The sequence below is a fragment of the Xanthomonas sp. SHU 199 genome (assembly GCF_000364665.1).
GTDB lineage: Bacteria > Pseudomonadota > Gammaproteobacteria > Xanthomonadales > Xanthomonadaceae > Xanthomonas_A > Xanthomonas_A sontii.
In genome coordinates this window covers 1-9,583 of sequence record NZ_AQOI01000100.1, presented here as the reverse complement: position 1 = coordinate 9,583, position 9,583 = coordinate 1, and the positions used below count along the sequence as shown (strand labels likewise).

The 9,583-nt window shown below is 65.6% G+C and carries 11 protein-coding genes and 1 pseudogene; 10 read left to right on the top strand and 2 right to left on the bottom strand.

Going from position 1 to position 9,583, the window contains the following annotated elements; translation table 11 throughout:
- From D183_RS0104830 to D183_RS0104805, 6 genes and pseudogenes are all read left to right on the top strand, one after another.
- Positions 1–221: pseudogene (locus tag D183_RS0104830) on the top strand (hypothetical protein); the annotation flags it as partial.
- Positions 200–1,048 carry a hypothetical protein gene (locus D183_RS0104825; RefSeq protein ID WP_081613274.1) on the top strand — a complete coding sequence of 283 codons (849 nt, stop codon included), beginning with the start codon at positions 200–202 and terminating at the stop codon, positions 1,046–1,048. The pseudogene D183_RS0104830 and the gene D183_RS0104825, both read left to right, overlap by 22 nt.
- A 317-nt stretch (positions 1,049–1,365) precedes the next feature.
- Entirely contained in the window at positions 1,366–1,662 is a 297-nt protein-coding gene (locus tag D183_RS0104820) for a hypothetical protein (RefSeq protein ID WP_232757212.1), read from the top strand.
- Positions 1,663–1,777: 115 nt separating this feature from the next.
- Positions 1,778–2,602 carry a hypothetical protein gene (locus tag D183_RS0104815; protein ID WP_017907999.1) on the top strand — a complete coding sequence of 275 codons (825 nt, stop codon included), beginning with the start codon at positions 1,778–1,780 and terminating at the stop codon, positions 2,600–2,602.
- A gap of 186 nt (positions 2,603–2,788) precedes the next feature.
- A complete protein-coding gene (locus tag D183_RS0104810; protein ID WP_017907998.1) occupies positions 2,789–3,568 on the top strand; it encodes an SPFH domain-containing protein in 780 nt (259 codons plus the stop codon).
- A 170-nt stretch (positions 3,569–3,738) separates the two neighbouring features.
- Positions 3,739–4,638 carry a hypothetical protein gene (locus D183_RS0104805; protein ID WP_017907997.1) on the top strand — a complete coding sequence of 300 codons (900 nt, stop codon included), beginning with the start codon at positions 3,739–3,741 and terminating at the stop codon, positions 4,636–4,638.
- A gap of 174 nt (positions 4,639–4,812) precedes the next feature.
- Here D183_RS0104805 and D183_RS0104800 read toward each other — a convergent pair whose 3' ends face one another.
- The gene (locus tag D183_RS0104800) at positions 4,813–5,781 is read right to left on the bottom strand and encodes an alpha/beta hydrolase (protein WP_039726161.1); all 969 of its coding nucleotides are present in this window, start codon (positions 5,779–5,781) and stop codon (positions 4,813–4,815) included.
- A gap of 222 nt (positions 5,782–6,003) precedes the next feature.
- Here D183_RS0104800 and D183_RS0104795 point away from each other — a divergent pair, with 222 nt between their 5' ends.
- Together D183_RS0104795 and D183_RS0104790 are read left to right on the top strand one after the other, a co-directional pair.
- Positions 6,004–6,813, top strand: coding sequence for a hypothetical protein (locus D183_RS0104795; protein ID WP_017907995.1), 810 nt, complete (start codon positions 6,004–6,006; stop codon positions 6,811–6,813).
- Between the two features lie 124 nt (positions 6,814–6,937).
- The gene (locus tag D183_RS0104790) at positions 6,938–7,906 is read left to right on the top strand and encodes a polysaccharide deacetylase family protein (protein ID WP_017907994.1); all 969 of its coding nucleotides are present in this window, start codon (positions 6,938–6,940) and stop codon (positions 7,904–7,906) included.
- 114 nt (positions 7,907–8,020) lie between these two features.
- On the opposite strand, the gene D183_RS0104785 is transcribed toward D183_RS0104790, so the two are convergent.
- On the bottom strand, positions 8,021–8,566 hold the full coding sequence (locus D183_RS0104785; protein WP_039726162.1) for an RNA 2'-phosphotransferase: 546 nt from the start codon (positions 8,564–8,566) through the stop codon (positions 8,021–8,023).
- Between the two features lie 319 nt (positions 8,567–8,885).
- Here D183_RS0104785 and D183_RS0104780 point away from each other — a divergent pair, with 319 nt between their 5' ends.
- The gene (locus D183_RS0104780; protein ID WP_017907992.1) at positions 8,886–9,089 is read left to right on the top strand and encodes a hypothetical protein; all 204 of its coding nucleotides are present in this window, start codon (positions 8,886–8,888) and stop codon (positions 9,087–9,089) included.
- Between the two features lie 214 nt (positions 9,090–9,303).
- On the top strand, positions 9,304–9,583 hold a 280-nt coding region (locus D183_RS0104775), incomplete at its 3' end, for a DUF2076 family protein (protein ID WP_017907991.1).

Below are 9,583 nucleotides of genomic sequence, written 5' to 3'. Positions count from 1 at the left end.
CCCCCGCCCAGCCGCTACTGCTGGCCCTGCCCGGCGGAGGCTCGGCGCGGATCTGCGTCAAACGCGACAGCTACCCCGACGGCACCGACTTCGTCGGCGTCGGCGTGCTGCCAGATATCGTGGCCGCGCCGACCCGCACCGACCTACGCGACGGCAAGGACCCCGTGCTCGAACGCGCGGTGGCGGCGCTGGGCCAGCAGTGGCCATCGACGTCGCGCTGATACGGCATGCGCCGCGTGCGGCGCGGTGGCACGTCTGCGCCATCGCACTGGCCACGGCGCTTTTGCTGTTGCCTGCCTGCACCTCGATCGAGGCGCCACCTGCCAACTTGATCGCCAAAGAGGGCGCGCACGCCACGGCGGTGACCAGGATCGGGCCGGTGTTCGTGGTCAGAACCGTGAGCGTGTTGCCTGGTAGCTTACGCGCGGCCGAAAAATTCACTGTCACTGACGAGTGTCGCAGCGGAACGCTGCACGTCGCCTTGCGACGACAGGAGAGTGCAGAGCCCTATGCTGCGCCGGCCTGTAGTGCAGTGCTGGCGGCACTACAGTACGCCGTCGCTGCGTCCGACTTGCCCGACCTGGAGTTGAAGCTGACTGTGGATCTGATCAGTCCAGGGCGGCAACTCATTGCCCGCACGTCATCGCTCGCAACAGCGGGCGGGGCTAGCACGCGCTATGCATTCGCACTAGACAAGGAAAGCGACTTGGCCGCCGCGAACGTCGTCTCCACGACGGCCCACGAAACATTCCATCTGCTGCGGGGCCTCAGTGGCACGACGTCCGAGATGCAGAAGGAAGAGCGCCTGGCTTACACGATGGGTGCATGCGCGCAACTGCAGGCACTGGGATGGGTGAGGAGCGAGGATCTGCCTTCCGTTGCGTTTCCACAGCATGCCGAAGGCATTTCTGACAGTGTCAATGCGTCGAACGCTGCGGGCATTTTGGCGACGAAAGACTTCATGCAATTCATGCGGGATGGGATGGTGACCAAAGACGCACCTGAAGGGCTAGCGATGGCGCACTTCTGCCAGTCGGCCCTGGAGTGAGCCAAAAGCGGCCCTTGGCAGGCCAGGTCAAGCTGGCGGAGATGGACAGTGCTCCACGCGCTCGGCTACGTTTTGGTGGGAGGTCAACCAGACCTGCTATTTCACTGGCGCCGGAGCGGGAGGGGGCGATGGCGAAACTAAGCTGTTGGCTGGGGCTGACCGGCTTCTTCTTGGTCGGATGCGCCAACGTCTCTACCAGCGAAGCTGTGGCAGCAGTCTCTGGAGACGCAATCTGTAAGCAAGCCGCCGATTGGGGTAGTGGGGGATCGTTGTCCGCGCAGCAGATCATGCCAACGATCATAGGGAACGAGGTGGGGGTGACCTATCATTTCGACCTGCGAGGAACAGGCGGCTTGCGATCGCTCGACGCCAGTTGTGGCTCGGGCAGCTACGCAGAGTGCAACTTCACCGCACATCGGCTGGACGGCAAGGCGTACCAGTTCTCCGAGCTCTCCACGTTTGGTCTTTGGCAGGTGCAGGGCCGCCTGTATCTGCTGTATCGCATCGTGTCGCCGAAGAACGACGCAGCGGCCCGCAAGCGCCGGTTGGTGGAGTTGGCCGAGCCACCTGTGGAGATCTGCAATCAGATCGGCGATTACTCGGACCTGATGTAGATGTCCTGCCGGATCGACAGGTTGCCTATGCGCTCTCTTCCCACTGGATCATCCGGGCCACAGGGTGCTGGGCACCTGCGGCCTCTAGACCACGCACCTCAGGGAATGGCTTTCGATGCGGGTTGACTCGGTCATGAGGTTGCAGCACAACGTGCGCAGGCGCAGTTTGGCGCATCTGCTGGCCTTCCAATGCATCTGGATGGCACTCATCTGCACGCAAGCGCTGGCGGCGGATGCACCGCGCCTCTCCGTCGAGGGCATGAACAAGCACAGTGCCATCAATGGGATGGGCTTGTTCCTGACACGCTCTCAGGTCGCGACGCAGGGGCGCGCGCAGCCCGTGCACTTCGAAAAACGCATCGTCTGCAGCGATCGCCGCATCAAGGTGGCCTTTGCCAAGGGACTGGAGCGCACGCCTGAGCGGATCTGCGGCGTCGCCTCCGAGGCGCTCGCGTTGGTCAGCGCCCAGTCGCACGTGCAGAACATCGCCATCACGTTGCTCATCGTGCCCAGTCGGGTGGACTACCAGGCGACCTTCTACAGGGTGGGCAGAGGACCGAAGCTCGTCCTCATCGTGCCGGTGCTGCAGAGCGAAGAGGCGACGCTGGCCAACGTCGCCGATCTGTTGGCACATGAGGGCTTCCACGTGGGCATGTTCGCCGCTGGCGACGTGTCGCTGGCTGGGAACGAATACGCCGCCTACCACTACGGGCTGTGCGGGCAACTGGTGGCATTGGGACATCTGGAGCCTTCGGCGCTGCCGGGCTTCGGCATGGCGTCGGACGATCCGCATCTTGTCGATTCATCCGAGGGCGCCGAACGCGTGCGGACCGAGGTGCTCCAGGCCTTTGGCGACCTTCCCATGACGAGGGAAAGCCCCGCCGGTGAGGCACTGCTCGCACAGTGCCGCGCGATTGCGCCTGCCAGTTCGAAGCACTGAGCCTGCTGTCTGCTGGGCTTCAGCCTGCCGGCGTCAGCGTTGGGCGCACGACGCGGCGCGAGAGGAGCGGCGCCTGGCTGGCGCCAGCAGACAAGCAGATGCCTTGCACCCCCTCGATACGCTAGCATCGCCCGCACACGACGGCGCGTGGCGCCGTCCTTCAGGGGGACATCGATGAAACATTCCATGCTGGCCGCCGCCGTGGCGGCCTTGCTGTGCGGCTGTACCGTGGTCTCGCCCGATCCGGGGCAGCAGGCGGTGCTGGTGGACAAGCCGCTGCTGTTCGGAAAGGGCGGCATCCGCCTGGACGACGTGCGCGATCCCGGCCGCACCTACACGTGGATGACGACGTCGGCGGTGTACGTGGACACCACGCCGCAGACGGTGCAGGTGGCCTTCGACGACTTCTCGTCCAGCGACAACATCCTGTTGGACTTCTCCACGCAGATCCAATACCGGATCACCGCGCCGGCGCGGCTGCTGTCCGGCTTCGGCCAGGACTGGTTCAAGAACAACGTCGCCAGCCAGTACGCGGCGATCGTGCGCGACCAGGTCAAGCGCTACGACATGACGCGGATGATGAGCGACCCGGACAGTGCACGGAAGATCGACGAGGCGGTGACCGAGAACGTGCGCGCCCTAGTCAAGGAGCAGGGCCTGCCGATTCAGATCCAGAACATCACCCTCGGCCGCGCCCGTCCCAATCCCGACGTGCTGCAGCAGATGAACCTGACCGCGGCGCAGCAGCAGCGGGTCAAGACGCTGGTGGAAGCCACCACCGCCGAGCGCCAGCGCGAGCAGGAGCAGGTAGCCAAGGCCGATGCGGACAACGCTTACCGCAACCGCATGGGCCTGACCCCGGAGCAGTACCTGGCCAGCCAGATCGCCGAGATCAATGCCGAGGCCTGTGCTAAGGCGCAGGCCTGCTACATGGTGCCGTCGGGGACGTCGGTGATCGCCAAGTAGCGCGCCGCGGTTGAGGCGGGCTCGGGTGGCCCGCCGCTCGCGGACATCGGTGGTGGCATGCGCGTCGCGAATGCGGCGCGCCGGCGGCGGTTGTCGCGATGCCGGGGGTCTGCCACTGTGACGGCTGAGTCCTGCGAGGAGATCCGCAGATGGAGTCCGCACAATCCTCAATGTCGCAACGCCCGCCGGCGGCCCGCCTGTTCGCCCTGCTGGCGCGCGAGGCGCGCACCGGGGTGATCTTCCGCCGCGGGCCGAGCAAGCAGGTGCAGCTGATCCACTGGGATCTGCGTGACGACAGCTTCGTGCACGGCCAGTGGTTCAAGGGCCGCATCTACGAGCGGCGCTGTGATCTGTCGCCGTCGGGGCTGCTGCTGGTGTACTTCGCCTCCAAGCAGCGCGGCGACTTCGGCACCTGGACCGCGCTGTCGCGGCCGCCGTTCTTCACCGCACTGGCGCTGTGGCCGAAGGGTGACTGCTGGGGCGGCGGCGGGATGTTCGAGGACGAGCGGACCTTGTTGTTGAACCACCGGCCACGCGAGGGGCGGGATCCTTTTCCGATGCCGACCGGCTTCCAGTTGCCGCACCATCTGCAGGTGCGGCCGTTCGGCACGCATTCGGGCGGCGGCGAGGACGAGCCGATCGATGGCGTGTTGCGCAAACGCGATGGCTGGCAGTTGCGCGATGAGGGCGAGGGCGAACGTGGCGGGCTGCGCAGCGGCGCATTGTTCCGCTTCAGCCGCCCGCGCGTGCGCGAGAAGCTCGGCGCCAATGGCCGCCGCCTGCAGTCGCTGCTGCATGCGGTCGGCCACGAAAACCATGCCTGGTATGGCCAGGATCACCGGGTGCTGGACCGCGACGGCGCCGTGCTGGTCGACCTGCCGGGCAGCGACTGGGCCGACTGGGATGGCGGCGACCTGGTGTTCGCGCGCGAGGGCAGGCTCTATCGTCTGCGCAAGAGCGACTTCCGCGAAGTGGCGCAGCGGGGTGCCCAGGTACTCCGGTTGCTGCACGATTTCAGCGGCGCGCGCTTCGCGCCACTGGTGCCGACGGCGGATGCGCTGAAGTATTGAGCGGCCGTTACGCGGTGCCTTCAGTAAACCTCTGCGAACACGTGCCAGTAAATGGCGTTGCTTTAGAAGACCTTTAACGGCGGCCGGCGCGCACCTGTGGGAGCGGCTTCAGCCGCGACAACGCCATCCGTGGAGATGCAGCATCCGCCCGACCGGCGGCGTGCTCGCAGCGCCTCACTGCCGCGGAACACCCAGCAGAAACTTCAAGCCATGGGTGAGCCCGCGCGGCACAACGCTCAGGTGATCCTCGTCGCCCAGCACGTCCAACTGCAGGCGCAGCGACGGATAGTGCCGTCCACGCAAGGTCTGCACCATCTGCTGCGCGTCGGTCACCATGTCGTAGCGCTTGCCGTAGCGGCGCTGTTCGTACTCGCCGACATACATGTAGACCTGTGCCGGCAGATCGCGGCGACTGGAAGCGAAGCGGGCCTCCTCCGCGCGCATGGCATGCTCGCCGAACCAGTACGACGGACTGCCCAGGATGTAGCCGGAGAACAGCTCCGGGCAGCTCAGCAGGATCTGCGTACCGAGCAGGCCGCCGTAGGAATGGCCAAGGAACAGGCGCCGCGCTTCATCGGTGCGATAGTGCAGCGCAACGAAAGGGAGCACTTGGTCGCGCAAGTACGCAATGTAGGTGCTGGAACCCCCGTGAGTGGCACCGGCGGCCGCAACATCGCCGGCCTCGGTGGTGGGCGTGTAGTCGCGGCGACGGCTTGGCATCGGTTCATCGCCGAGTGCATACGACAAGCCGACCAGGATGAAGTCCTCGATAGCCGGACCTTCGCCGTTCAAGCGCCGCGCAATCTGCCGCGCCACCGGAAATGCGTAGTCGGCATCGGTGGCGTACAGCACCGGGTAGCGCCGCTCGGGATGGTCGGCATAGCCGGCAGGCAACGCCACGAACACCTGGTAAGTGCGGCCGGACACGGGATCGGGGACATCCCACACCTCGGTCCCGACCAGTTCGTACGGCGTACCGCTGCCGCGCTGACCACCGAGCTGCGTCGCTACCGTGCGTGCGGGAGGTGGTGCCGGTTGCGTGGTGGCCTCCTTCGTTGCCGACGCTGCCGCGGGCGCCTGCGCCGTGTTCGTGCACCCGGCGAGCAGCAGGCACGTCCAGACCAGCCAAAGCGCTTTCCTCATTCCGTCGTTTCCGTTTGTTCGGGTCCGCGCGCCAGTCGGCGCATCTGCATGGTGCCATGGCGGCGCGAGTGCCGGCGCCTCGCGTGTTCTGCATCGCGCGCGCACCCGCTCCGCGGCGCCCGCGGTCCGTGTCGATTGGACGTGCGAAAAGGAGATTCCGGCGCTGGCGGCTTCCCTCTGCATGAAAGGTCGATTAGTTTGCCTACACTTGGGGGGAATCGCATGCGTATCGCGTTGGTCATCGTCGTTGCCGTGGCATCGCTCTGGCTACTTGCTGCAGGACGTGCTGCGGCGCCGGCCGGGCGGCAAGCCCCGATCAGGATCGCCTCGGTCTCGATCCAATACACATACATGGGGTGGGGGTACGTCGATGAACGTTTCCACTTGGTTCCGGCGCGCAACGGCATGGGGTTTGTCATGCGCTGGACGGACCAGGATGGGGCGAGGCACGCCGAGCAGGGGGTCGCTACGGACAAGGTGATGGCGCTGTTCGCGGCGGCACGCGCGCCTCGCATCGATCGCGCGACCGGGCTGGACGTGTTGCAGCAGCGGGCGATGGAACCAGCAACCATCGCCAGAATCCGCAAGGCGTTGTTTGTCGATCGGGATTGCCCACCCCGACAACAGCGCCAACTGCGTGCCGCGCAAGTGAATGGAGATAGCGTGAGAGACGCGCTCGAGCGGCTCTATGGCGAAACTATCCCATGGACCGACGATAGCCCGTCCATGACGGTCCGCATCGTGCCCGAACGCGGGATGCCGTTGGAATTCCATTCGCAGTCGCAGAAGCCGTTCATGCTGGCGTGGATCCACGGTATGCCTGGGATCCGAAGAGATGAGGCGATGGATGGCCCCAAGGCGACCTGGTCGCTGCCGCTCAGCGATGCGCTTGTGGAGATCCTGCCGGCCCTGTCGCCTGCACGAAAGCGCTTGGCGCGCGAGCAGCTGGTGAGGGTGCTGGCTCGGAACCTGGAACGCCGCTCTCCTTTATCCTGCTTGCAGGACCGTGGCAACGCGCACGCAGGGAGTTGAATCCTCGGTGCCTGTCTCTTGCCGGTGAGTCGGCCAGGCAGGGCGCGCAACCGGCTGAAAGGTGCTCCTTGGTGTCGTCTGTAGGTGTGCGTATAGACTGGCGGCTCCATCCCGGGGACGTCCGATGAGAGTACTTCGCTGCCTGCTGCTGCCGGCCCTGCTGTGCGTCGCTGCACTCGCCCAGGCCCAGGACGACACGCGCCGCATCGCGGTGACCATCGACGACCTGCCGTGGCAGCGCATCGAGCAGACACCGCCGGCGCAATTGCCGGCACTGCATGCGCAATTGATGGCCTCGCTGCGGCAGGCGCAGGTGCCCATCGTCGGCTTCGTCAACGAGGACAAGCTGGAGCAGGACGGCCAAGTCCAGCCGCAACGCGTGGCGATGCTGCGCGACTGGCTGGATGCCGGCTATGCGCTGGGCAACCACACCTACGGCCACGTGAACCTGCACCAGGTCGGCGTGCCGGCATACGAGGATGCGATCGTGCGCGGCGAGCGCACCTTGCGGCCGTTGCTCACGGAGCGTGGCCAGTCGCTGCAGTGGTTCCGTCATCCCTACCTAGCGACTGGCCGCAGCGTCGCCGACCGCGAGGCGGTCAACGCGTTCCTGGCCGCGCATGGCTACCGCATTGCGCCGGTGACCGTGGACAGCGGCGAGTGGGTCTGGGCGTTCGCCTACGCGCATGTGTTGGACGAGCCGCCAGGCCCGGCGCGCGACGCCACGCTGCTGCGCCTGCGCAAGGGCTATGTGCCGTACATGCTCAACAAGCTGGACTTTTTTGAGCGCGAATCGCAGGCCCTGTTCGGCCGTCGTATCCCGCAGGTGTGGTTGATGCACGCCAACGCGCTCAACGCCGCCGCCTTCCCGGATCTGATCGCGGCCACGCGCCGTCGCGGCTACGCCTTCATTTCCCTGGATGAAGCGTTGCGCGACCCTGCCTACACCCATGCCGAGGGCTACACTGGCCCCGGCGGGATTAGTTGGCTGCACCGTTGGGCGATGGCTGAGGACAAGCCCAAGGACTTCTATGCCGGCGAACCTGTGGTGCCGCGTTGGGTGTTCGCGCTAGCGGGGGTGGATTCGGAGTAATGCAGGGATATTCTCGTAACGCCCGCCAAATCGGAGCAAAGGATTATGCGGCCCTGGGCATTCCTGCCCAGTCGCACACGCGGTATGGGTGCCCAAGCGAGATAGCCACAGGAACTAGATTTCCGAAAGAAAGCTGCTCGGAACTGCCTGGGTGAGCCAGACGCCATTGTCTGCCTGAAAGAAGGCAAAGCCCTGCTGGTGCATTCGCAGGGCTTCGACTTTCAGGACAACCGGCTTGCCATGACGTTGCCCGACCGTGGTCGCGGTGGCGATGTCTTGCGACAGATGCACATGATGCCGTTGGCCCGCGCGTAAGCCCTCGGCCAGGATCGCGTCCAGAAACCGTGAGGCGGTGCCGTGGTAGAGGAACTCCGGCGGCACCTTGGCGTCGTACTGGATGGCGACGCTATCGGTCGAATGGCCCTGTACGGCACGGATGCGCCTGCCATCTTCCGACAGTGCAAAACGTTTTTTGTCGCTGCTGTCCACCACGGCACGAATGAGGTCTGCGTCGAGCGTCCTGCCGCTTTGCGCAGCACCTGCGATCAACGCATCGACCTCCGCCCAGCCTTCGCTGTCGAGGGTAATGCCAGCGGCCTGTGGCTCGTGGCGAAGCACAAAGCTGAGGAACTTGCTGATGTCTGTGTGTTGCTTGCTCATATGCATTCCGGTGGCTAAACAATTCCAACCATCGCTCGGCGACGCCGATATTGGCTTCCGCTCAGTTGGCTGGCAATGGTGGAGGTGATGCAGTGTGGGCTCGAGTTGGCGCGGTGCAATCTTACGCGTCGTGGAGTGCGAGGATCGCCAAGCAAGCCGGTGTCTGGCGAGTTTGATGTAGTGACGAAGGGGGAATACCGCACCTCCGCCGGCAAGATGTTGAACGGCTAAGTGTCGGCACAGCCGACCGCTGGCACCTTCACCCTCCGCGCACGCACAGCCGGATCACGATGGCTCCTCCCCGCTCACCCTGACGCCCATGCCCTCGTCCAAGACGCCTCCGTGGAAGAAACCGAATCCGCGCGGTCAACGCAGCCAGCCGCTGTCACCGTCGCAGAAGGAAGCGGCGAAGCAGCGTGCCGAGGAGAATGGCCGCCCGTATCCGAACCTGGTCGACAACATGTGGGCGGCGCGGCTGCCGCATGCGACGTCCTCCTCCAGTTCCGACATCGACGAGGAATAATCACGGCGTCTGCGCTTGGAGTGGGGGCATACCTGACGCGCGTTGTCGGAAGAATGTCGGAGTTCGCCAGTGCGGCCGCGGGGCTGGTTTTCCCGGCGCGCGTGATTGATGAATGCCGATACACCGGAGCTCGGACGCACCCTTGGCCTGCGCCGGGCGATGCCCATACCGTGCCGTGCCGGCACTGGGCCGGTCATCGCATCCAGGTACGGGTATGACTCCGCAAGAACAGCAGCTTCTCGAAGACTTCCTGGCGCGCCTGCGCAGCGCCGGCGGGGTGGCCAAAGATCCGCAGGCCGACGCGCTGATCCACGCGCGCCTGGCCGATCAACCCGATGCCGCGTATCTGCTGGTGCAGCGCACCTTGCTGCTGGAGCACGCACTGGAGGCGGCCAAGGCGCAGATCGCGCAGTTGCAGCAGGCGGCCACGCCCCCGCCGCCGCCGGCCAGCTTCCTGGGCCAGGGCTTCAATGCGGCGCCGCCGCCGTTGCCGC

Coding starts and splice junctions, on each gene's coding strand:
- D183_RS0104805 (WP_017907997.1), top strand. CDS start 3,739: ATGTCGCAACGCCCGCCGGCGGCCCGCCTGTTCGCCCTGCTGGCGCGC.
- D183_RS0104810 (WP_017907998.1), top strand. CDS start 2,789: ATGCTGGCCGCCGCCGTGGCGGCCTTGCTGTGCGGCTGTACCGTGGTC.
- D183_RS0104800 (WP_039726161.1), bottom strand. CDS start 5,781: ATGAGGAAAGCGCTTTGGCTGGTCTGGACGTGCCTGCTGCTCGCCGGG.
- D183_RS0104780 (WP_017907992.1), top strand. CDS start 8,886: ATGCCCTCGTCCAAGACGCCTCCGTGGAAGAAACCGAATCCGCGCGGT.
- D183_RS0104790 (WP_017907994.1), top strand. CDS start 6,938: ATGAGAGTACTTCGCTGCCTGCTGCTGCCGGCCCTGCTGTGCGTCGCT.
- D183_RS0104815 (WP_017907999.1), top strand. CDS start 1,778: ATGCGGGTTGACTCGGTCATGAGGTTGCAGCACAACGTGCGCAGGCGC.
- D183_RS0104785 (WP_039726162.1), bottom strand. CDS start 8,566: ATGAGCAAGCAACACACAGACATCAGCAAGTTCCTCAGCTTTGTGCTT.
- D183_RS0104795 (WP_017907995.1), top strand. CDS start 6,004: ATGCGTATCGCGTTGGTCATCGTCGTTGCCGTGGCATCGCTCTGGCTA.